Genomic DNA, 21665 nt, shown 5'->3' with positions numbered 1-21665 from the left:
ACATGAGAAACCCGGGGGAGGCGCGGTCGCCTCTCCCGGGTTTCTTCAGCGGACGCCGTCCGGTCCGGTCTACCCCGCGGTGACGGCCCGGTAGACGCACACGTTCGTGCCCGCGGCGTTGGTGGCCGTGGAGGCCAGTTCGAACGTGCGCAGCACGCCGTCGTCCGGGAAGATCTTCTTGCCGCCGCCGAGGATGACCGGCATGACCACGAGCCGGAGTTCGTCGACCAGGCCCTCGCTCAGGAGGGTGCGCACGAGCGTGACGCTCCCCATGACGACCACGTCGCCGCCCTCGGTCTCACGCAGCTTCCTGAGGTGGGCGACGGCCTCGCCGCCGGGGAGGAGCGTGGTGTTGTTCCACGTCAGGTCGTCCTCGCCCAGCGTGCCGGAGACGACGTACTTCCGGACGGAGTTCATCCGGTCGGCGAACGGGTCGCCGGCCTGACCGGGCCACGCCGCCGCCATCGTCTGCCAGGTACGGCGTCCGAACAGCAGGGCGTCGGCGTTGCTCATCGTGTCGTCGAAGAAGCCGCCCACGACCTCCGGGTCGAAGAACGGGTGCGTCCAGCCGCCGTGGGCGAAGCCGCCGTCGGTGTCCTCGTCGGGTCCGCCCGGTGCCTGCACGACGCCGTCGAGGCTGATGAACTCGCTGACCAGGATGCGCATGGGAGGTGCTCCTTCGGGTTGTGTCGTCCGGATGGCGGGTTCTCCGCCGGATGGGCCGCGGCCGTTCCGGTCGCGAGGTCCGGCCCGGTGGGTCCGGCGGAGCCCCGTCGGCCGGTTTCCCGGCTGCGGCGTTCCGCGTGATCTCAGACTAAGGCCGACAATTTTTATTGTCAAGGAGGAAATGATTGTCGGTAGTCCCGGGGGACGGCGCCGGGCCGGGAGCGTGCCGGGGCACGCGGCCTCGTGCGGATGCGCGGCCGTGGGTCCACGCGTCGAGGCGGAGGCCGGGCCGCACCGTACCGTCACTTCTGACGGTTTCGGCGGCGGCCGCCTCCCACACGTCCGGAGACCTCCGCCGACGCCTCCCTTTCCCCGCCCCGGCCCGGTTCCCGGGACGCATCTCGGATAGCGTCGGGGCATGCGGCTTCATGTGGGATGCGCGATGTGGACCCACGCGCCATGGCAGGGGCGCTTCCTGCCCCACCCGCTTCCGCCCGGCGAGCGCCTGCGGGCCTACGCGACCTGGTGTGACGCGGTGGAGGGCAACACGACGTTCTACGCGACCCCGGCGCGGAGCACGGTGGAGTCGTGGGCGCGGCAGACCTCCCCGGACTTCCGCTTCGTGGTCAAGCTGCCCAAGTCGATCACGCACGAGCGCCGCCTCACCGGTCCCGGCGCCGACGAGGAGCTGGGGGCGTTCCTGGAGGCGATCGAGCCGCTCGGGCCGCGGGCCGAGGCACTCTGGGTCCAGCTTCCCGGGTCCTTCGGCCCCGCCGACCTCGGCGTCCTGGCGGGTTTCCTCCGCGGGCTCCCCCGCTCGCACCGATACGCCGTCGAGGTACGGCACCGCGCGTTCTTCGAGGACGAGCGCGCCGGGCGGCTGCTCGAAAGGGTCCTCGGCGGCGTGGGAGCCGAGTGGGTCCCGTTCGACACGACCGTCCTGTTCCGGAGCCCGCCGACCAGCGATGCCGAGCGGGAGGCGTGGACGAGGAAACCGCGTCTGCCGCGCCGGGCGGCCGCCCTCACCGACCGTCCGATCATCCGTTACCTCGGCCGGGACTCGGCCGGGCACACGGTCGAGGGCTGGCGGCCGTGGGTCGGCGCGGTCGTCGAATGGCTGCGAGAAGGCCGCTCGCCGACCGTGTTCATCCACACGCCCGACAACGCCGACGCGCTGATGCTCGCCCGCCGCTTCCACGACGAGGTACGGGCCCTCCTGCCCGAGGTCGAGCCGCTCCCCGAGCCCATGCCGTCGGAGCCGCTGACCCTCTTCTGACCGCCGTACCTCCCACGCCGCCCGTGCCCGTCGGCGGATCCGGCACGGCGACAGCGACCATTCGCCCCTTCCGACCGCTTACAGGGGCTCTAGGCTGTCTGCCGTGACGTCCGGGCGGGTTGTGATCGACAACCGTTTCGAGCTGCTGGAGCGGCTGGGGAGCGGTGGAATGGGCACGGTGTGGCGCGCCCACGACCTCGCCCTCCACCGGGAGGTCGCCCTGAAGGAGGTCCGTCCGTCGGGAGCGGCGGAGGACGATCCGGGCAGGGCGCGGATGCTGCGCGAACGGGTGCTGCGCGAGGCGCGGGCGCTGGCCCGGCTCAGCCACCCCAACGTGGTGACCATCCACCACATCGTGGACACGGGCGAGACGGAGCACCCGTGGATCGTCATGGAACTGGTGCGCGGCCGTTCGCTGCAGGACCGCCTGGCGGAGGGGCCGCTGACGCCGGCGGAGGCGGCGCACCTGGGGAGAGGCGTCCTGGCCGCTCTGCGGACCGCTCACGCGGCGGGCATCTGCCACCGCGACGTGAAACCGGCGAACGTCCTGCTGCGCGAGGACGGCAGCCCGGTGCTCACCGACTTCGGCATCGCGGCGCTGCACGACGCGCCCAGTCTCACGGCCAGCGGTCAGCTGGTCGGCTCGCCCGAGTACATCGCGCCGGAACGGCTGCGCGGACGGGAGGGCGATCCGGCCTCGGACCTGTGGTCGCTGGGCATGCTGCTGTACGTGGCGGTGGAGGGGTACCACCCCCTGCGCCGCGAGACCACCATGGCCACGCTCGCGGCCGTGCTGAACGGCCAGGTCCCGCCTCCGCGCCGGGCCGGACCGCTGGCGCCCGTCCTGGCGGCCCTGCTGACGCAGGATCCCGCCGCCCGCCCGCCGGCCGTGGAACTCGACCGGATGCTGGGCTGGGCGGCCCACCCTGCCTCGGACACGAACCCCGGGCGTCCGGTGCCGCGCGGCGGTTCAGGCCGGCGCGGCGGCTCAGGCCGGTTCCGTGCCGCGACGGTCGCCGGGACCGTCACGCTCAGCGTGGCCCTCACCGCCGTGGTCCTCCTCAACGTTCCGGGCGTGTTCGGAGACGGCACGACGCCGGGGGCGTCGCAGCCCACCGGCGGCTCCGCGAGCGCCTCGGTCACCGGCGGCGCGAAGCGGTCGGGAAAGAGCGCGGCCCCCGAGCCCAAGGAGAGCACCGCCCCGGAACCGAAGGCGAACGCCGGCTCCGGAACGCTGCTGGACCCGGCCCGGGTCAGGGAGGCGACCAAGGTGCTGAGGAAGGCGACGGGCGGCACCGACTTCGTGGGATTCGTCGTGTACGACGATTACGTGGTCGCCCAGGCCCTCGTCCCCGGTGAGAAGAAGCTCTACGACATCTACACCTATCGGGATGGGAAGGTCAGCAAGGTCAAGGGAAGCACCGTGACACCGCTCCAGAAGCCGGTGCGGCCGGAGTCGTTCCGCTGGGAGGCTCTTCCGGCGCTGCTGCGCACGGCGGACCGGAAACTCGGCATCACCCGTCCGACCGGCCATTACGTGATAGCGGAGGGCGGCTGGGTCTTCGCGGGCGGCGAACCGGTCCTCCTCGTCTATGTCTCCGACGACTACGGCGGCGCCTACCTGGCGGCGAGCGCGAAGGGCAAGGTGCTGCGGATGACGCCGCGGGACTGACCGGGGAGCACCGGCCGAAGGAACGGGCGGGGGAGCATGGGCCAGGGAACACGGACCGGGCCGGTCCCCTCGCGAGGCGCCCGGCCCGTGGAGGCGTCGTACCCGGTCGTCCCCAGGTTCTGTTTCGTGGATCTTCGCCTGGGCGACCGCAGCAGACGAAAAGATCCGCCTAGATCGTTGACCGGTAATTCTGGGCAGGTCATCAATGGTCGTAGGCGATCAAGGAGCGTTTGACGGGTGCGTCGATGGTCCAGTTGTGCCAGATCGCGGCGTTGAGGGCGAGCAGGCGTTGCAGGACACGGGTCCATAGGCCGGCCGGTACCCACCCGCCGTGTTGTTCCAGGCCGAGTTGATTCTTCAACGTCCAGATGATCGCTTCGATGCGTTGGCGTAGCCAGTTCGGGAAGGGTCTGGGGGTTTTCTCGTCCTTGCGGGCCGGGCGGATCAGTAGCAGGCCCAGGTCGGTGAACAGTTGCTCGCTGCCCTGGCCGGACAAGCCCTTGTCGGTGACCACGGTGGTGCCCGGGGCGGGCTGGTTAGCGGGCTGGCGGGTCAGGATCTGGCGGGTCGCTTCGCGTTCGCCGAACAGTTGGGGGTTGGCCAGGCCGAACCCGGTGACGGTGCCGTCGGCGGTGGTGATCAGCAACAGTTTGACCCCCCAGTACCAGCGGCTGTGCGCCGACTCGTAGCCGTAGCCGGCCCAGCCGAACAGATCCGAGCGTTGGCTGGTGGTGCGTGACTGCCCGCAGGGGATCGGGGTGGCGTCCATCAGGCGCAGCGGTTCAGCGGATGCATCGGTGTGTTCGGCCAGCCACCGCAGCGCGGCCTCCATCAGCGTGGCGGCCTGCTTGAGACGCTGGTTGTACTCGCTTTGCGCCAGCAGCCGGGGGAACAGGTGGCCCACCCGGGCCGACGCTGCCCGCAGCCAGTGCCGTTCATCGTTGTACCGCAGCAGGACCTGCGCGACCGCCGGGCAGACCGGTTCGGCGTCGGTGACCTGAGGTGGGCGGCCCGGTCCCGACCGGCGCGGCTGGTGGGCGGGGATGATGTGATCGACCAGTTCCACGTACAGTGCGATGAGAAGGGTGTCCAGGTCGGCGATCATGTAGGCCTCACGGTCGACGTGTGTGGAAACGTCGATCCTGGACACCCTTCATCCGTCTGTCGCGCAACCACCGCGACGTGTCACACCTACCACATCAACACCACCGGCGAATTCTGCGTTTGGCCTATCAAACGAGTACGCGGACGGTGTAGCAGTGGACCTCCCGGAGCATCACGCATACTCCTGTTCCAGGATGGCCAGGTCGCGGTCGGCGAACTGCACGTGCGCCCACTGGTCGCTGAAGATGACTTGCAGGCACTTGACCGCCGTACGTTCGGCGGGCGGCGGGCAGCCGATCGCGGTGTTCGGCCCCCGCACGCGGTCCAGCTCCTCCTGCGTGACCTGCGCCAGATATGCGCGCAGATCGGCGATCCGCTCGGCGCGCACGGCGAGGATTTCGCCGAGGGTGGGCGCGGCCGACTCGTCGATGCCGAACTCGGTGCCGTTGGTGGTGAACGATGCGGGTACGCCGATCGGATGGAACGGGTTCGGGCGAAGGGCCGCCGCGTGGCCATACCAGGCGTCCACGACGAAGATCGTGTGGCGCAGGGTTTGGGCGAGCGACCATTCGTCGTTCACTGATCTGTGGACGGCTTCCTCTGGCAGCACGCTTGCGCGTCGCAGCGTCGCTTGCCACAGCTCCTCGATGACATCCACCGCATCGCGCATCGTCTCGGGTGTGGTTGGCTGCAGTCGAAGCCGTTCGGGGTGCAGGCGATCCAGCTCGGCCTCGATCAATGGCATGACCTCCACGCCGTTGACGCGCAGGCCGTCGATCGCCCCGTCGATGTCGGCGTCCAACAGCAGCACGCCACGCATCCGGGCGCCGCTGAGATCCACCTCGCGGAAGGTTGCGCTGGCCATTGACAGGTCGATGAACTCCGCACCCTCGTAGTCGGGCTGCTGCACGAATCGCGTCATCGGCACATCGTAGGGGCCCGGTACGACAAGACCACCAAATCAAGATCCCAGCATTGGGCTGCCCGGAGGTTTCCGGACAGGGCTTCCATTCGGGACCATTGACCGGGAGCGGAGGAGATAGTAGTGGCACGAGTGAAGAGGAGAAATACCGGTCAACGATCTAGGGGAGCGCGGCCGGTTTGCGGGCCAGCACGAACGCGTGCGGGAACCCCCGCTTCTCGTCCTCCTCCGGGGCGATCACCATGCGGGCCACCTCGGCGATCCCGGCCTCGCGCAGCAGGCCGGCGATGCGGTCGGGCGGCCAGCGGTAGGCGAGTGCCACGACGTGGTCGAACGCCTCCGGCGACGCCGAGGGGTCCTCGTGGGCCTGGAAGCCGATCAGCAGATGACCGCCCGGAGCCAGCACCCGGGAGAACTCGGCGAACACCTCCGGAATCCGCTCCGGCGGGGTGTGGATGATCGAGTAGTTGGACAGGACGCCGCCGAGTGCGCCGTCCGGCAGGTCGAGGGCGAACATCGACCCCTCCTCGAACCGCAGGCCCGGATACGTACGGCGGGCCAGCGCGACCATCTCCGGTGACAGGTCGACGCCGAGGACGTCCAGTCCGAGGGTGCTCAGGTGGGCCGTCACGTGGCCGGGTCCGCAGCCGAGGTCGGCCACCCGCCCGCCGGAGGCCCCGACCAGCTCGGCGAACGGCGTGAGCATCGCACGGACCAGCGGCATCTCCGCGAACTTCGCGCCGGCGAACTCGGCGTAGCGGTCGACGATCGCGTCGTAGGCGGTGCGGGTGGCGCTCAGGAAGCTCGGCTCGATCATGGTCGGCCATCGTAGCCCCGCCCCCCGCCCGCGCGGGCCGGCCGTACTCGGATCGGCCGGATACGGGTCGTTCGGACATGGGCCGGCCGTACCGGGGCCGGGATCCGGGACGTCCCGGATCCCGGCCCCGGTACGGCCGGCGGTCCCTGGGTTCCGCTTCAGACGACTCGCCGGAGCGCGGCCAGCCGGTCCGCCGCGGCCACGCCGGTCCATGCCATCGCGACCAGCACGCCGACGCACAGGGTGAGGGAGCCGGCCCGGCCGCCCGACATCGCCCAGCCGTTGCCGAGGACAAGGGCGGCGCCGCTGATCCGCGAGGCCACGGCGAAACCGGTACGGCCGGCACGGGAGAAATGGCGGCCCAGCACGAAGCAGGCGGCGATGAGCGCGGCGAACGCGATGGACCCGGCGGCCATGTGCGCCATGGCGTGCCAGCTCATCGTCGTCGGCTGTCCCAGCGGGGTGCCGGCCGGGAAGCCGTCGCCCGGATCCATGACGAACACCCCGGCGACGACCAGCATGACGCCGTTGACCGCAAGCAGCGGGGGAGCCCAGGTCCCGCCGGGCGTGCCGCGCATGACGCGGCGCAGCCCGGCCGCCCCGGCGATCGTCAGCGCGCCGGAGACCAGGAAGTTCGTGATCTGGATCCAGCCGAGGTCGCCGGTGCTGAGCATGCTCAGCGGGTGGCGGAGCAGGTCGAAGCCCTCACGGGTGAAGACCTGGGCCAGCGACACGAACCCGAAGACGGGTGTGGCGGCCACCAGGCAGGCGAGCAGGAGACGTGTGGCCGGGACGGCGGTGCCGGGCTGTTCGGCGGTGCCGAGGCGGGCGGTGCGGGTGGCGGGGGAGGCGTCGGTGCGGGCGGCGCGTCGGGCGGGGGTGGAGGGGCCGGGCTGGACGGCGGTCATGCTGCTTCTTCCTCTCCTGCGGCGGGCTTCCCGCCGCGGTGTTCCGGTGGCCGGATTCCGTCCGGCCTCGCTGACGCGTCGAACGGGGCGCCCCGGATTCGACACCGTCGCGCCGTCATGCCTCGAACCCACGCTGACCTGCCGCATCATGCGTTCCCTGTCACATCGCGTTCCCTGTCACATCGCACGATCCCCCAGGTCGGGAACCGGATGTCGATATCCGTCCGCCTCGCTCGACGCGTAGCCGGAGACCGGAGAGAATCGGTCACCCCGGCGGAGTCCGGTACGAAAGCCAGGCACGACAGCCCGGTGAACAAGGGAGATACGACGATGCGGTTCCTGATGACCACCAAGGGCGCCGACGCGCCTCCTCCGACCCAGGAGACCATGGCCGAGATGGCCGCCTTCGTCGAGGAGATGACCCGCGCGGGCGTGCTGCTCGCCACCGGCGGCCTGGACCCGGCCGGCGTCCACATCTCGGCGTCCGGCGGAAAGATCACCGTCACCGACGGGCCGTTCACCGAGGCCAAGGAGGCGATCGTGAGCTTCGCGCTCGTCGAGACGCGCTCCGTGGAGGAGGCCGTCGAGCTGTCCCGCCGCTTCTGGAAGATCGTCGGTGACGGCGAGGGCCACATCCAGCAGGTCTTCGGCCCGGAGGACTGACCCCGTGCCCGCGCGCCGGCCGTCCCCGGCGGAGAGGGGCCGCCCAGGTCCCGCTGCCGGTCCCGCGCTTGCGCGCCGGACCGGGCACCGCCGATGATCGGGCACATGACGTCCGGGAACGGGAACGGAGACGTGCGGGTGTCCTCCCCGGACGGGGACGAGGACGTGCGGGTGCCCTCCCCAGACGGGGACGGGGACGGGCGTGCGGCCCCCGGGAACGGGTACGGAGACGACGCCGGCGACGGGAGCCGGGCCGGAGCCGGCAGCGGGGGCGGCGACGTCCACGGCGTGGTCGGCGCGGTCTGGAGGATGGAGTCGGCGAGGATCGTCTCCGGCCTCGTCCGGATGGTGGGCGACGTGGGACTGGCCGAGGAGCTCGCCCAGGACGCGCTCCTCGCCGCCCTCGAACAGTGGCCCGGGTCGGGCGTGCCGGACAATCCGGGCGCCTGGCTCATGGCCGTCTCCAAACGCCGTGCCGTCGATCACCTGCGGCGCGGCGAGCGGCACGAGCGCGGCAACGAACTGCTCGCGCACGACCTCGCCACCCGGCCGGACACCGGTGGGAGCGGGGTCGACGAGGCCCTGGGAGCACTCGACGGCGAGGTGGGCGACGACGTCCTCCGCCTGATGTTCGTCTCATGCCATCCGGCGCTGTCCACCGAGTCCCGGGTGGCCCTGACGCTGAAACTGATCGGCGGCCTGCGCACCGAGGAGATCGCCCGCGCGTTCCTCGTCTCCGAGGCGGCCGTCGCGCAGCGCGTCGTACGGGCCAAACGCGCCCTCGCCGACCTCCGGATCCCCTTCGAGGTCCCGGAGGGCCCGGACCGGGCGGCGCGTCTGTCGTCCGTACTGGAGGTCGTCTACCTCGTCTTCAACGAGGGGTACGCGGCGACCGCGGGCGAGGACTGGACGCGCAGGGACCTCTGTCACGAGGCGCTGCGCCTGGGCCGCCTGCTGGCCGGGCTCGCGCCGGGCGAGGCCGAGGCGCACGGCCTGGTCGCGCTGATGGAGCTTCAGACGTCCCGGCTGGCCGCCCGGAACGACCCGTCCGGCCGGCCCCTCGCGCTGCACGAGCAGAACCGCGGACGCTGGGACCGGCTCCTCATCCACCGCGGCTTCGAGGCCCTGCTGCGCGCCAGGGAGTGCGGCGGCCCTCTGGGACCGTACGTGCTCCAGGCCGGCATCGCCGCCTGCCACGCGCGGGCGGCCACGGCGGAGGAGACCGACTGGGGGCAGATCGCCGCCCTGTACGAGGTGCTGATCCGGGTGCTGCCCACACCCGTCGTGCGGCTCAACCGCGCGGTCGCGCTGGCCATGGCGTACGGTCCCGAGGCGGGCCTGGCCGCCGCCGACGCGCTGGCCGGCGAGCCGGCGTTCAGCGGCTACCATCGCCTGCCCAGCGTGCGCGGTGACCTGCTGGCCAGGCTCGGTCGCCACGAGGAGGCCCGGCACGAGTTCGAACGCGCCGCGGCGCTCACCCGCAACGTGCCCGAACGCACGGTCCTCCTGGAACGCGCGGCGGCCTGTGCCGACGCGGCGGCGGCCGTGCGGGTGCCTCCGGGCGGGTCCGTCACGCTGGGCGCGGCGGCGGACGCCTTCCTCGCCCGCGAGGACCTGGACGCCGCGACCGTCCGCTCCTACGGCCAGACCATGGGCCGCCTGCGCCGCGAGATCGGCGACGACGTCCCCTTGGCGGACGTCTGCGCGGGGCGGGTGGCCGAGGTCTTCGCCGCGGCCTGGGGAAACGCCGCGGCGGCGACGTGGAACCGTCACCGCGGCGCGGTCCGCTCCTTCTCCGCCTGGGCCGCGATCCGGTACCGGCCGGCCGACGACTCGGCCGGTGATCCGGATGGAGGTTCGGCCGGAGGTCTGGCGGGTGGCTCGGGTGGGGGTCCGGCGGGCGGCGTCGGTGGAGGCTCCGCGGCCGGTCCTGCCGGTGGTGCGGGCGGTGACCTGGCCGCCGGGGTCCCCCGCCGGTTCGAACCCCGGGGACGCACCCGTCCCCTCGACCGGCCGCAGGTCGAAGCGCTGCGCGGGCGCGCCGATCTCGCCCCCCGGGAACGCGCCCTGTGGCTGCTGATCCACGAGAGCGCGGCCGGCGCCGGTGCGGTGCTCGCGCTCAACGTCGAGGACCTCGACCTGCACGGAAGACGTGCCCGTACGGCCGGCGGGTCCGGCTGGATCCACTGGGGGGACGGCGCCGCCGAGTTGCTCCCCGGGCTCGTCGCGGGCCGGCGCCGCGGCCCGCTGTTCCTGTCCGACCGCCGGCCCGGTCCCGGCCGTCCCCCCGCCCCCGGCGACCTGTGCCCCGAGACCGGCCGTCGCAGGCTCTCCTACGAGCGTGCCGAGTACCTGTTCAAGCAGGCCACCGGTCACACCCTCGGCAGGCTCCGCGCCAGGTAGCGGCGGCGCGCACCGTCTCGCGTGCCGTCCGTCCGGACGGGCCGCCTGTTTCGTGCACCGTTCTTCTGGATGAGCCGCCCGTCTTCTGGATGAGTCGCCCGCTTCATGCGCCGTTCGTCCGGACGGGTCGCCCGCCTCGCTCCCGGCCGGTTTCGCCGAGCCGTGCCACTCCCTCATTCCCCGCCGGGAATTGCCGGTCCGCGGCCCCGGCCGCAGGGTGGGACCGGAACACGAGAACACCGACACACCAGCCGAGGAGGAACGGTGACCGACATCCGGGTCCGGGAGCTGACCGAACGCTACGTCGCCCTCTGGAACGAGCCGGACGGCGGGCTGCGCCGCAAGATGATCGAGGAGTTGTGGACCGAGGACGGCGTCCATGTCCTGCAACCGCCCCAGGAGATCCGGGAGACCGCCGCGAAGCTGGGCTTCGACCACTCGACCCTCCAGGCCCGTGGACACGACGAGATCGACGTCCGGGTGAGCCGGGCCTACGAGGAGTTCGTCGCCCCCGGTGAGTTCGTCTTCCGGCAGGGAGGCGAGTCCGTCCGCCTGGACGACGTCGTCAAGCTGACCTGGGAGATGGCGCCCGCGGGCGGAGGTGAGGCGCTGGGCGGCGGACTGGAGATCCTCGTCCTCGACGGCGAGGGCCGCATCGCCGCCGACTACCAGTTCCCGGGGTGACGGCCGGCCCGCCGGCTTCGCGGATGGCCGGACACCGGCGCCGGTCCGCGGGGCGGCGGGCTCACCGTGCCGGCGCGTCCGTCCGGGAGCCGTCCGTACGGAAACCGCTCGTCCGGGAGTCATCCGTCCGGGAGTCCTCCGGCCGGTGCGCGCTCCCCGGGGCGCCGGCCCGGCGCGCCGTCCGGGAGCCGTCGGCCAGTGCCGCCGCGGTGGCCGCGTCGGCGGGCAGGAACGCCTCCAGCTTCAGCTCCGCCACGGTCACGTCGAGCGCGGTCGCGAACGTCGTGATCGTGGTCGTCAGCCGCAGCTCGCCGCGCGCCGAGCGAAGCCGCACCGGTACGGCGAAGCCCACGTGATCGTGTCCCGGCTCGGCGTGCGGCACGTAGCCGGACAGTTCCTCGCGCAGCTCACCCGGGGGAACGCGGTCGATGATGTGCCGCGCCCACTGCGCCAGGTTCATGATGCGCGGCGCCAGACCCTCCGGGTGCAGGGAGAGGCGTAGCACGTTGACCGGCGGACGCAGCAGGTGCCCGGCGACCCCCTCGGTGAGCAGGCCGAACGCGTCGTTGGCCAGCACCAGCTCGTGATCGGCGTCCACGACGACCGCGGGATAGGGAAGATGGCCGGCCAGGATGTGCCCCAGCGCGGTGCGCACGTGCGCGAGGCCCGGGTCGTAGAGCGGGGTCCGCGGGTAGACGGGGGCGTAACCGGCCGCGGACAGGAGCTCGTTGCGCTCCCTGAGCGGCAGTTCCATCGACTCGCCGAGCCGTACCACCATGGTCCGGCCCGGCCGGGAACGGCCGCTCTCCATGAAGCTCAGGTACCGCTGTGTCGTGCCGGCGCGCAGGGCGAGGTCGAGCTGGCTGAGATGCCGGCGTCGCCGTGCCGCGCGCAGCGTCTGGGGGAAGTCCACACATCCAGTGTGCCCAAGCCGTCCATTCCCTCGGGGGAATTGCCGCGATTCCCTATGGAGAGCACGATCCCCGCTGTGAACACGCGACTCGGGGTCCTGCTCCCCACCCAGTACAGCCAGTGGAAGGACGCCCGGCGGCTCCTCGACTTCGGGCGCCGCGCCGAGCGGCTCGGATACGACTCGGTCTGGGCCAACGACACCCTGATCGGCGCGCGTGCCGAGCCGCTGGCCACGCTCTCCGCGCTCGCCGCGGTGACCGAGCGGGTCACGCTCGGCACCGCGGCACTGCTGCCCGCCTTCCGCCGCCCTGTCCTGGCCGCACAGGAACTCGCCACCGTCGACCACCTGTCGGCGGGCCGGCTGGTCGTCACCGTGGGCGCGGGCTTCCCCGGCCGGTCCGAGACCGAGTACGCCGCGTCGGAGGTGCCCTGGGAACGCCGCTTCGGCCGGTTGCACGACACGGTCGCGCTGTGGCGGGCGCTGTGGTCGGGTGAGCGGGCGTTCCACGGCGCGGTGCTGCGCTTCGACGACCTGCCCGAACCCACTCCCTCCCACCGGCCCGGCGGCCCGCCGATCTGGCTGGGCGGGACGAGCCCGTCGGCTCTGGAACACGCCGGGCGGCTCTACGACGGCTGGCTGCCCTACCCGCCCGACCCGGGCGGCTACCGTACCGGCCTGGCCACGGTACGGCGGGCCGCCGCGGAGGCGGGGCGGCCCGCCGATGCGGTCACCCCGGCGCTGTTCGTCACGGTCCTGGTGACAGACGACGTGGCGCGGGGCGAACGGGAGCTCGACGCCTACTGCCGGGCCACGTACGGCGTGCCGTACGAGGTGGCGCGGACGATCCAGGCGATGGTCGCGGGCCCGTCCGAGCACGTGGCCGCCACGCTGGGCCGTTACCTGGAGGCGGGTGCGGAGCACCTGGTCTGCCGCCTCGCCGCGCCGGACATGTCCACGCAGACCGAGCAGCTGGAACGGGTCGCCCAGATCGTCCACCCGGTCCCGGCCGGGTGATGACCGGCCGGGACGCGGAGCCGTACGGTTCCAGGTGAGGAGTCGACCGCCCCGGGTATGGCGACGGATCACCGACCGGCCCGAGCGGCTCGTGCGGGCCGGTGGCCGGGCATCGGCACGATGCCCGGAGGCCGGAGGACCATGAGGAGGCCGGATGACGGAGACGCTGCGGATGACGCTGACGGCCACGGTGCTGGGCGCGCCCGACGCCCGGGAGCTGGCGGCCTTCTACCGGCGGCTGCTCGGGTGGGAGGTCCGCGAGGACTCGCCCGACTGGGTCTCGCTCGCCGCACCCGGCGGCGGAGCCGGGCTGTCCTTCCAGACCGAGAAGGACCATGTCCGGCCGATATGGCCTGCGGGGCCCGGTGACCAGCAGATGATGATGCACCTGGACATCGAGGTGGACGACCTGGACATCGCCGGGGCGCACGCGGTCGCCGCGGGGGCCGCCCTCGCGACCTACCAGCCGCAGGAGGACGTGCGGGTCTACCTCGACCCCGCCGGTCACCCGTTCTGCCTGTGGAAGCGTTAGCGGGGACCGGTCACCACGGCCCTCTCACGCCGGGCCGCCGGGGACCGCGACGCCCGTCTCGTAGGCGGCGATCACCGCCTGCACGCGGTCGCGCAGGCCCAGCTTGGTCAGCACGTTGCTGACGTGCGTCTTGACCGTGTGCTCGCTGACCACCATGGTCCCGGCGATCTCGGCGTTGGACAGCCCGCGCGCGATCAGCCGGAGCGTCTCCCGCTCCCGGGCGGTCAGCACGGAGAGCCGCTCGGCGGACGGCGCGGCGGGACGCGGAGCCGTCCGGGAGACGAACTCGGTGATCAGCTTCCTGGTGACGGCAGGGGCGAGCAGCGAGTCCCCGGCCGCGACCACCCGGACCGCGTGCACGAGGTCGTCGCGGCGGACGTCCTTGAGCAGGAACCCGCTCGCGCCCGCGCGCAGCGCGTCGTAGACGTAGTCGTCCAGATCGAACGTGGTGAGCATCAGCACCCGGCAGTCGCTTTCCGCGCACACGATCCCGGCCGCCTCGATGCCGTCCATCACGGGCATCCGGATGTCGAGGAGGACCACGTCCGGCCGGTGCTCGCGGACGGCCGCGACGGCCGCGGCGCCGTCCCCGACCTCGGCGACGACCTCGATGTCCGGCTGGGCGCCGAGGATCATGCCGAACCCGGCCCGCACCAGCTCCTGGTCGTCGGCCACCACGACCTTCACCGTCATGCCGTCACTCCGTTCTCCCTGTTCTGCCGCGTCCCGGTTCTTCTTCGTCCGGCCGCCAGTGGCAGCCGCGCGGTCACCCGGAAGCCGGGACCGTCCGTACGGGGTCCCGCGACGGCCGAGCCGCCGCAGGACTCGGCGCGTTCGCGGACGCCGGCCAGGCCGTTCCCGCCGGAGGGGAACGACGACGCCGAACCGCGGCCGTCGTCGGTGACGTCGATCACGAGCGCGTCGTCCTCCCAGCGGAGCCGGACGTCGGCGCGGGTGGCGCCCGCGTGCTTGACGACGTTGGTGAGAGCCTCCTGGGTGATCCGGTAGGCGGCGACCTCGACGTCGGGGAGCAGGGGGCCCGGTTCCCCCGAGGCGGAGCAGACCACCTCGATCCCGGCGCCGGAGACCTGCTCGGCCAGTTCGGCCAGGGCGGCGACGGTCGGCTGCGGAGCGCGCGGTCCCGCCTCCTCCTTGAGCACGTTCAACGTCCGGCGGAGCTGCACCATGGCGTCGCGCCCGGCGGCGGCGATCGCGTCGAAGGCCGCCTCGGCGCGGGCCGGGTCGCTCCTGACCACGACCGGACCGGCCTCGGCCTGCACGACCATGAGGCTGACCGCGTGGGCGAGGATGTCGTGCATGTCACGGGCGATCCGGGCCCGTTCGCGTTCGGCGGCCCGCTCGGCCTCGACCACGCGCTCACGCTCCAGCCGTACGGCCCGCTCCTCCAGGGCGGCCGCGTACGCGCGGGAGGTGGCGGAGGCGCGGCCGATCGCGTAGGCGGCGACGAACAGCACGATGCCGCGCAGCGCGGTCTCCGAGGAGCCGACCAGCAGCACGCCCCCGACGAGGGTGCCGAAGAGGATGGCGACGCGCGGCCACCGGGGGGAGTGGACGGCGACCGTGTAGGTCGCGACGAGCCCGCCGTACCAGATGGGCTGGGAGGCGACGTTGTCCGAGAGGTCGTAGAGGGAGGTCGCCGTGAGGCTGGCCAGCAGGGTGGCGATGGGCGCGCGGCGCCGCCACACCAGCGGCACGACGGCGGCCACCACGACCGCGTACCCCCACCAGCTCCACTGCCCGCCTCGCGGGGCGTCCCGGGAGAGGAGCGGCCACAGCTGCACGACCAGCACCGCTACGGCGAGCGTCGCGTCCGCCCACAGGGGCGGCAGCGACCTCAGACGATCACGGAGAGGACCGAGGAGGGACGGAACCGGCACAGATCCCAATCCTGCCCTCTCCCACCGGGGCCCGGACACCCCGGCCGGCCGAAGCCGTCGCGGGGTCTCCTTCGCGCGCGGGGCGTCGTCCGCGTGCGGGACGTTCCTCACGGGAGGGTGTGGGCGGGCCGGGCGGCACGGACGGGCCGGGCCGCCTCCCTGGCGAGGGGAAGGAACGACACGAGCAGGAAGACCGCACCGAGGGGGATGAGGTCCTTGCTGACGAACGGGACGCTGAGGTCGAGCAGGACGAGCAGCGGTGTCCAGACCTTGACGCGGCCGAGGACGGCGAGTTGGACGACGAGCGCGAGCTGACCGAGGTAGAAGAGGAACGGCCCGCCGTCGTAAACCATCGGGGAGACACCCGGAACCGCCTTGACCTGCTCGAACAGCGGGCTCATGGCCGCGTGATCGGCGGACATGAAGCCGACCGCGATGTCGATGGCGAACTGCGCGAGAAGGGCGAGGGCGCCGGCCGTCCCGGTCACCGCGCTCGCCGTGGCCAGGGCTTTCCCGCCCGCCATCCGGCGCATCCGCCAGAAGATCGGGACGAACAGCGCGAGGGCGGCGATGAAGGCGAGGTGCCCGGAGGTCCAGGCGAGACCGGGGCCGCGGCTGCCGTCGAGCCCGTCGAGGATCCGGATCACCCCGTAGGCGAAGACGAGCAGCGGGGCGGCGACGAACGCGACCCGGAAGAAGGAGGAGCCGGGGACGGCGGAGGCAGCGGGGACGGAGCCGGACCCGTCGGGAACGGCGGAGCCGGCGGGGGCAGAGACGGCGGGGGCAGGGGTGCGGGATCTCATCGGGAGGGCTCCTCGGTGGCGTTTTCCTGCGTCGATCCTGGTCGTCCGCGGTCCGGAGGGGATCGCCGGGAAGAGCGATTCCGGCGCTCCCTCCCGCGGGGGAGCGCCGGTTCGAGGGAGACCCCGGAGAAGGATCCGACGGGATGTTCGCGGGCCGGGTCAGGCCCTGCCGGTCGTCGCGAGCCACTCGTCCCTGGTCAGCGCGTACTCCACCTCGCCGTGCTCGCTGCCCGGGATGGCCTCCGGCCAGTCGGCGTGGAAGGTGCGGACGAAGCGCAGGCCCGCCTTCTCCATCACGTTCCGCGAGCCGGTGTTGACCGCCATCGTCCGCGCGACGACGCGCTCGACCCCGAGCCCGGCGAAGCCCTCGCGAACCAGCGCCCGCGCCCCCTCGGTGGCGTAACCCTTCCCCCAGGCCGTACGGCGCAGCCGGTAACCCAGCTCGACGGACTCCGGAGCCTCCTCCTCCACCAGTGGCCTCAACTCGAACCATCCGATGAACTCCCCGGTGGACCGGGTCTCGGCCGCCCAGTACCCGGGATGCCCGGAGACGTCGTGGCGGTGCAGCATCCGGGGAAGCACCCGGTCCAGGATCTCCTCGCGCGGGGTGGGCTTTCCCCCGTTGAGGTAGCGCATGACCTCCGGGTCGCCGTCGAGCTCGAACAGGTGGTCCGCGTCGGCCCCGGTCAGCTCGCGGAGCGTCAGCCGGTCGGTCTCCAGAAAGATCTTCACGGTCTCATCGTCGTCCAACGGGAGCCGGCCCCGCCAATCGTTTTGCCCCGGCGCGGAGCATAGCGGGGCGTCCCGGACGCGTCTGTAGGGCGTAACCAACAGTGGAGGTGGTCGTGGACGCCGCAGAGGAGCGACGTTTCCGCGAGTTCGTCTCGGCGCGATCCCCCGCGCTGATGCGCCTGGCCTTCCTGCTGACCGGGGGCGACCAGCACGCGGCGGAGGACCTGCTGCAGAGCGCGCTGGCCAGGACGGTCACCAGGTGGCGGACGGTGGACACGCCCGAGGCGTACGTCCGCCAGGTGATGTACCGCCAGCAGGTCTCGTGGTGGCGGCGGCACCGGGAGACGGCCGTACCCGAGCCGCCCGACCGGGCCGCGGCCGACGGCTCGGACGGGGTGGAGCTGCGGATCGTCATGCGGCGCGCGCTGGCGAGGCTGACGGCGAGACAGCGGGCCGTCCTGGTCCTGAGGTACTACGAGGACCTGCCGGAGGCCGAGGTCGCCGGGATCCTCGGCTGCTCGGTGGGCACGGTCCGCAGCACCGCCCACCGGTCCCTGGCCAGGTTGCGGCAGCTCGCGCCCGAGCTGCGGGAGCCGTACATGATCTTCGGGGAGGCGAAGTGATGACCATCGACGAGCTCGTCAGGCGGACCCTCCGCGACTGGTCGGAGGAGGCGCGGGACCCCGCCGACCTGGCGTCGCGGGCGCTGGGGAGGCGGCGGCGTTCCAGGGTGCGGACGTTCGCGGTGGTCGCGGGGGCGACCGCGGCCGTCGTCGCCGGAGCGTTCGCGGTCCCGGGCCTGGTCGCCGGAGGCGTTCCGGGACCGGACGGCACCGAGCCCGCCGTCGCCGTCGCCACCGGATCGGACCCGTCCACCGCGCCGGACCCGTCCGCGGGGACCCGGGAGACCCTGGGGGACGCGGACTCCGCGACGCCGGAGACCCTGGTGGCCGCGGGGGACACGGCGGTCTACGCCTACTACACCTGGAGGAACGAGAAGGTCGTGGGCAACCGGGAGGCACGCCGGCTCACCTGGTACCTCCACGACGGCGACTCGGGAACCTACGAGAAGACCCCCTGGGCGTGGCTCGACCCCGCGCCGGGCGGGGAGTCCGCCGCGGTGCTGGAGTCGATCCCGGCGAACCGGGTCGGGGTGGTGACCGTACGGGGCGGTGAAGTGCGGTGGTTCGACCTCGAACACCCCGCGGGGGCGTTGTCGTGGTCACCGGACGGCACGCGGTTGCTGGTCACCAACTACGACGACGACCCGGACCAGGTCGAGGTCACGGGGAAGGACAGCTGGAACGTGGTCCCGGCGACCCGGACCGGCTTCACCCTCATCGACCCCGCCGCCGGACGGCAGGACTTCCGCCCGATCGCGGCCGGGGACAGTGGGTCGGTGAGCCGCCGGGACTTCTTCTGGAACGCGGACGGCACCCTGATCTGGGAGTGGAACAACGGCGCCCCCTCCGACGGGGGCCCCGACCGGAATCCCCGGAAGTTCTACGGCCCGGACGGTGCCCCACGCTCCGTGCCCCCGGACGATTCGGTGGGCCGAGGCCAGAGGCAGCAGGCCGGGCTGTCGCCCGGCGGCCGGTGGCTCGCGTCCGACAGTCCGGACCGGACCGCGGTCACCGCGCTGAAGGACATGAGGACCGGCGAGGTCAGGCCGCTCAAGCCGATCGACGGCTACTGGATCGAGCAGCTCGCCGCCTGGGCCGACGACGAGCACGTGATCGCCTGGGCGTGTGAGCTCAAGGGGACCGACGGCTGTGTGAAGAGCGAGTTCCGCAACCGGCTGCTCCTCGTCGACGTCCAGGGCGGCGCGGTCGTGCCGCTCACCGGCTACCGGGAGAACAGCCAGCGGCCCGGAGCCTGGGTGCCGGTCTTCTCCCGCCGCTGAGCCGGCCGCTCCCGCCGCCGGACAGGTCTTCTTCCGTCACTGAGCCGGCCGCTCTCGCCGTACGGTCCGCATGCCCCGGTGCGGGCCGTACGGCGGTGCGCGGTGCGGGCCGTGCGGTGGTGCGGGCCGTATAGCGGCGCGGGCCGTACGGTGGAAAACGTCTCGCGGTGCGGGATGACGTCCTTTAGGGTGCGACCCATGACCCTCCAGTGGCGACCGCTGACCAAGGACGACGTCGAGCGGTGGGCGGAGTTGCTCGCGGAGGTCGAGAAGGCGGACCGGGCGGGGGAGAACTACGGGGTCGAGGACCTCGCCGACGACCTCGACAACCCCCTGCTCGACCTGGCCGAGGGCACCCTGTCCGCCTGGGACGGTGACCGGATGGCGGCCTTCGGCGTGACTCCGTGCGCCAACGCCGCGGACCCGGTCCACCCGATGCACCTGTGGGGCGCGGTCCACCCCGGATACCGCCGCCGGGGTCTCGGCCGTCACGTGCTCGACTGGGCGATCCGCAACACGCCGGTGCTGCACGAGCGGCGTCACCCAGGGCGTCCCCTCGAGTTCCACGCCAGCGTCTTCGACGGCAACGAGGGCGCGGACGCGCTGATGCGGGCGGTGGGGATGACCCCCGTCCGATGGTTCCGCACCATGGGCCGCGACCTGGCCGCCGAGATCCGTCCGGTGGCCCTGCCCGCCGGCCTGCGGATCGTCCCCTACCGCGCGGACCTCGCCGACGCCGCCCGCGAGGTGCGCAACGCCGCCTTCACCGACCACTGGGGCAGCGTCCCGCACACCCCGGAGAGCTGGGAGCGGAGCATCGTCGGCGTGCACGCCTTCCGGCCGGAGGTCTCCCACCTCGTACAGGACGGGTCGGGCCGGAGCGTGGCCGTGCTGATCACCCACTACTACGAGGCGGACACCAGGGCCACCGGGATCCGCGAGGCGTGGATCCAGATCATCGGCACGCTGCGCGAGTGGCGGGGCAGAGGAGTGGCCGGGGCACTGCTGGCCCACGCCCTCGCGGGGTTCCGCGAGCGGGGCTACCAGCGGGCCGCCCTGGGTGTGGACGCCGACAACCCGACCGGCGCCCTGGGCGTCTACACCCGCGCCGGGTTCGAGACGGAGAAGCGCGCGACCACCTACATGCGCCGGCTCGTCGGGGAGACGCCCGCCGGCTGACCGCGGTCCGCCGCCGGCGGTCGCGGCTCGGAGAACGTGAAAGTCCGCCGTGGGCGGTTCGCAGGCGGAGAACGTGAGACCGTCAGCGGTCCGCGGCTCGGAGAACACCGGGATCCGCCGCCTGGCCGCCCGCTCGGAGAACGCGAGTGCGGCCTGCCCCACAAGGGGGCAGGCCGCACTCGCGTCACTCAGGGCAGCTTGTTCGAAGCCTGGTCCGCCTGGGCCTCGCTCTTGTCGGCGTGCCCGCCCGCCTCGGGGCCGGTCTTGGAGGTGGTCTTCTCCGTCATCTCGCTGATCTTCTGTGTTCCGGTGTGAGCCTTCTCACTCATCCAGCGGGAGGCGTCGGAGGCGTTCTCCTTCAGCATGTCGGTCCACTGCTCGGAGTTCTTGCGGTACATCGCGAAGCCGGCGGCTCCGACCGCGATACCCGCGAGCAGCAGGAACACGGGCCAGCTGCGTGACTTTCCCTTGGGTGCGGGATCGACCTTGGCCGCGGCCTGGGACAACATCGCGCTGACCCTGGGCGCGAGCTGCTCCTCCACGGAGTGAGCGGCCGCGTCCAGCCTCGGCGCGGCCCATTCGCGCGCCACGTAGAGCCTGTCCTGCGCCACGTCCCTGGCCTGGGCGGCCATCGGCGCCATCCTGTCGGCGGCGCTCGCGACCTGAGACTTCATCTGATTCAGCTTCATCTGCGTCATCAGCCGTGCATCCGTCGGCATGATCTTCTCGATCTTTCGCTTTCTCAGCAGTTCAAGAGGCACATCAACCTCCCCAGTCGTCGGGGCCCCGTTGCGTCCCCTTCCCGCTCGAAGGCGGCTCAATCATTACCGGCCGTGGGAGGATGCTAGATGGACCGGCTCCGGCCGCAGCCATCACAAGACCACAAAACAGCACCTCGCACAGACTGAGAATGAGACCCGAAGGGGGCAGTCCCTCGTGGCTGAGAAGTTGATCGCTACCCTGAACACCAACCGCGGCACCGTGAAGGTTCAGCTCTTCCCGGACCACGCGCCCAAGACGGTGCGCAACTTCGTCGAGCTGGCCGAGGGCACCCGTGAGTGGGTGCACCCGGAGAGCGGCCAGAAGACCAACGACAAGCTCTACGACGGCACGGTCTTCCACCGCGTCATCGACGGCTTCATGATCCAGGGCGGCGACCCGCTGGGTCAGGGCATCGGCGGGCCGGGCTACAAGTTCGACGACGAGATCCACCCGGAGCTGTTCTTCAACCGCCCCTACCTGCTGGCCATGGCCAACGCCGGCATCCAGGGCGGTCGCGGCACCAACGGCTCGCAGTTCTTCATCACCGTGGTGCCCACGCCGCACCTCAACGGTCGCCACACCATCTTCGGTGAGGTCATCGAGGGCCAGAACGTCGTCGACGCCATCGCCAAGACCGACACCGACGCCCGTGACCGGCCCACGGAGCCGGTCGTCCTGGAGTCGGTCACCATCGACCGCGTGCAGGGCTGATCCGGCGGGACCGTGAGGCGGGCGGCGGCCCCCCCCCCCCGGGGGGCGGCCCCCCCCCACCCCCCCCCCCCCCCCCCCCCAACGCGGTTGTGGAGACGGTTGT

At 72.4% G+C, this 21665-nt stretch carries 21 protein-coding genes and 1 pseudogene; 11 read left to right on the top strand and 11 right to left on the bottom strand.

Going from position 1 to position 21665, the window contains the following annotated elements; all coding sequences use genetic code 11:
- Positions 1 to 69 precede the first annotated feature (69 nt).
- Positions 70 to 666: a dihydrofolate reductase family protein gene (locus tag ACZ6W9_RS03020; RefSeq protein WP_470116626.1), complete on the bottom strand. Its 597-nt coding sequence runs from the start codon at positions 664 to 666 to the stop codon at positions 70 to 72.
- Positions 667 to 1084: 418 nt separating this feature from the next.
- Between ACZ6W9_RS03020 and ACZ6W9_RS03015 the strand changes: the two genes are divergently transcribed.
- Positions 1085 to 1942 (top strand): DUF72 domain-containing protein, encoded by an 858-nt coding sequence (locus tag ACZ6W9_RS03015; RefSeq protein WP_362940403.1) that lies wholly within the window; start codon positions 1085 to 1087, stop codon positions 1940 to 1942.
- Between the two features lie 103 nt (positions 1943 to 2045).
- Positions 2046 to 3614, top strand: coding sequence for a serine/threonine-protein kinase (locus tag ACZ6W9_RS03010; RefSeq protein WP_470116625.1), 1569 nt, complete (start codon positions 2046 to 2048; stop codon positions 3612 to 3614).
- 202 nt (positions 3615 to 3816) lie between these two features.
- Here ACZ6W9_RS03010 and ACZ6W9_RS03005 read toward each other — a convergent pair whose 3' ends face one another.
- The 4 genes from ACZ6W9_RS03005 to ACZ6W9_RS02990 all read right to left on the bottom strand — a co-directional run bounded on the left by ACZ6W9_RS03005 (position 3817) and on the right by ACZ6W9_RS02990 (position 7365).
- A complete protein-coding gene (locus ACZ6W9_RS03005) occupies positions 3817 to 4719 on the bottom strand; it encodes a transposase family protein (protein ID WP_470116765.1) in 903 nt (300 codons plus the stop codon).
- Positions 4720 to 4890: 171 nt separating this feature from the next.
- The gene (locus ACZ6W9_RS03000; protein WP_238681319.1) at positions 4891 to 5640 is read right to left on the bottom strand and encodes a DinB family protein; all 750 of its coding nucleotides are present in this window, start codon (positions 5638 to 5640) and stop codon (positions 4891 to 4893) included.
- A gap of 160 nt (positions 5641 to 5800) precedes the next feature.
- A complete protein-coding gene (locus ACZ6W9_RS02995; protein WP_389961757.1) occupies positions 5801 to 6457 on the bottom strand; it encodes a class I SAM-dependent DNA methyltransferase in 657 nt (218 codons plus the stop codon).
- 158 nt (positions 6458 to 6615) lie between these two features.
- On the bottom strand, positions 6616 to 7365 hold the full coding sequence (locus ACZ6W9_RS02990; protein WP_389961759.1) for a DUF998 domain-containing protein: 750 nt from the start codon (positions 7363 to 7365) through the stop codon (positions 6616 to 6618).
- 330 nt (positions 7366 to 7695) lie between these two features.
- On the opposite strand from ACZ6W9_RS02990, the gene ACZ6W9_RS02985 reads away from it, so the two are divergent.
- The 3 genes and pseudogenes from ACZ6W9_RS02985 to ACZ6W9_RS02975 all read left to right on the top strand — a co-directional run bounded on the left by ACZ6W9_RS02985 (position 7696) and on the right by ACZ6W9_RS02975 (position 11115).
- Positions 7696 to 8028, top strand: a complete 333-nt coding sequence (locus ACZ6W9_RS02985) for a YciI family protein (protein ID WP_389961761.1) — start codon at positions 7696 to 7698, stop codon at positions 8026 to 8028.
- 309 nt (positions 8029 to 8337) lie between these two features.
- A pseudogene (locus ACZ6W9_RS02980) lies at positions 8338 to 9561 on the top strand (RNA polymerase sigma factor); the annotation flags it as partial.
- 1134 nt (positions 9562 to 10695) lie between these two features.
- Positions 10696 to 11115, top strand: coding sequence for a hypothetical protein (locus ACZ6W9_RS02975; protein WP_389961765.1), 420 nt, complete (start codon positions 10696 to 10698; stop codon positions 11113 to 11115).
- A gap of 61 nt (positions 11116 to 11176) precedes the next feature.
- Here ACZ6W9_RS02975 and ACZ6W9_RS02970 read toward each other — a convergent pair whose 3' ends face one another.
- Positions 11177 to 12028 carry an MmyB family transcriptional regulator gene (locus ACZ6W9_RS02970; protein ID WP_470116624.1) on the bottom strand — a complete coding sequence of 284 codons (852 nt, stop codon included), beginning with the start codon at positions 12026 to 12028 and terminating at the stop codon, positions 11177 to 11179.
- A 75-nt stretch (positions 12029 to 12103) separates the two neighbouring features.
- Between ACZ6W9_RS02970 and ACZ6W9_RS02965 the strand changes: the two genes are divergently transcribed.
- Complete coding sequence (locus ACZ6W9_RS02965) at positions 12104 to 13042, top strand: LLM class flavin-dependent oxidoreductase (RefSeq protein ID WP_470116623.1); 939 nt, start codon at positions 12104 to 12106, stop codon at positions 13040 to 13042.
- A 154-nt stretch (positions 13043 to 13196) separates the two neighbouring features.
- A complete protein-coding gene (locus tag ACZ6W9_RS02960) occupies positions 13197 to 13574 on the top strand; it encodes a VOC family protein (protein WP_389961771.1) in 378 nt (125 codons plus the stop codon).
- A gap of 24 nt (positions 13575 to 13598) precedes the next feature.
- Here ACZ6W9_RS02960 and ACZ6W9_RS02955 read toward each other — a convergent pair whose 3' ends face one another.
- The 4 genes from ACZ6W9_RS02955 to ACZ6W9_RS02940 form a co-directional block, all read right to left on the bottom strand.
- Entirely contained in the window at positions 13599 to 14267 is a 669-nt protein-coding gene (locus ACZ6W9_RS02955) for a response regulator transcription factor (RefSeq protein ID WP_362946984.1), read from the bottom strand.
- On the bottom strand, positions 14264 to 15472 hold the full coding sequence (locus tag ACZ6W9_RS02950; RefSeq protein WP_470116622.1) for a sensor histidine kinase: 1209 nt from the start codon (positions 15470 to 15472) through the stop codon (positions 14264 to 14266). Before ACZ6W9_RS02950 ends, ACZ6W9_RS02955 begins: the two co-directional genes overlap by 4 nt.
- 107 nt (positions 15473 to 15579) lie before the next feature.
- Positions 15580 to 16275 carry a hypothetical protein gene (locus ACZ6W9_RS02945; RefSeq protein ID WP_470116621.1) on the bottom strand — a complete coding sequence of 232 codons (696 nt, stop codon included), beginning with the start codon at positions 16273 to 16275 and terminating at the stop codon, positions 15580 to 15582.
- A gap of 159 nt (positions 16276 to 16434) precedes the next feature.
- Positions 16435 to 17007 (bottom strand): GNAT family N-acetyltransferase, encoded by a 573-nt coding sequence (locus tag ACZ6W9_RS02940; RefSeq protein WP_470116620.1) that lies wholly within the window; start codon positions 17005 to 17007, stop codon positions 16435 to 16437.
- Positions 17008 to 17120: 113 nt separating this feature from the next.
- On the opposite strand from ACZ6W9_RS02940, the gene ACZ6W9_RS02935 reads away from it, so the two are divergent.
- The 3 genes from ACZ6W9_RS02935 (at position 17121) to ACZ6W9_RS02925 (ending at position 20089) form a co-directional block, all read left to right on the top strand.
- Positions 17121 to 17630, top strand: a complete 510-nt coding sequence (locus tag ACZ6W9_RS02935) for a SigE family RNA polymerase sigma factor (protein ID WP_389961779.1) — start codon at positions 17121 to 17123, stop codon at positions 17628 to 17630.
- Positions 17630 to 18910: a hypothetical protein gene (locus ACZ6W9_RS02930; RefSeq protein WP_389961781.1), complete on the top strand. Its 1281-nt coding sequence runs from the start codon at positions 17630 to 17632 to the stop codon at positions 18908 to 18910. Before ACZ6W9_RS02935 ends, ACZ6W9_RS02930 begins: the two co-directional genes overlap by 1 nt.
- A 198-nt stretch (positions 18911 to 19108) precedes the next feature.
- Positions 19109 to 20089 carry a GNAT family N-acetyltransferase gene (locus ACZ6W9_RS02925; protein ID WP_470116619.1) on the top strand — a complete coding sequence of 327 codons (981 nt, stop codon included), beginning with the start codon at positions 19109 to 19111 and terminating at the stop codon, positions 20087 to 20089.
- A gap of 188 nt (positions 20090 to 20277) precedes the next feature.
- Here ACZ6W9_RS02925 and ACZ6W9_RS02920 read toward each other — a convergent pair whose 3' ends face one another.
- Positions 20278 to 20763 (bottom strand): hypothetical protein, encoded by a 486-nt coding sequence (locus ACZ6W9_RS02920; protein ID WP_362946966.1) that lies wholly within the window; start codon positions 20761 to 20763, stop codon positions 20278 to 20280.
- Positions 20764 to 21025: 262 nt separating this feature from the next.
- Between ACZ6W9_RS02920 and ACZ6W9_RS02915 the strand changes: the two genes are divergently transcribed.
- Positions 21026 to 21562 carry a peptidylprolyl isomerase gene (locus ACZ6W9_RS02915; protein ID WP_470116618.1) on the top strand — a complete coding sequence of 179 codons (537 nt, stop codon included), beginning with the start codon at positions 21026 to 21028 and terminating at the stop codon, positions 21560 to 21562.
- Positions 21563 to 21665 lie beyond the last annotated feature (103 nt).

The organism is Streptosporangium sp. NPDC053982, from assembly GCF_055585205.1.
Note: the sequence above shows the minus strand (reverse complement) of the source record. Positions and strands in the feature narration are given on the sequence as shown.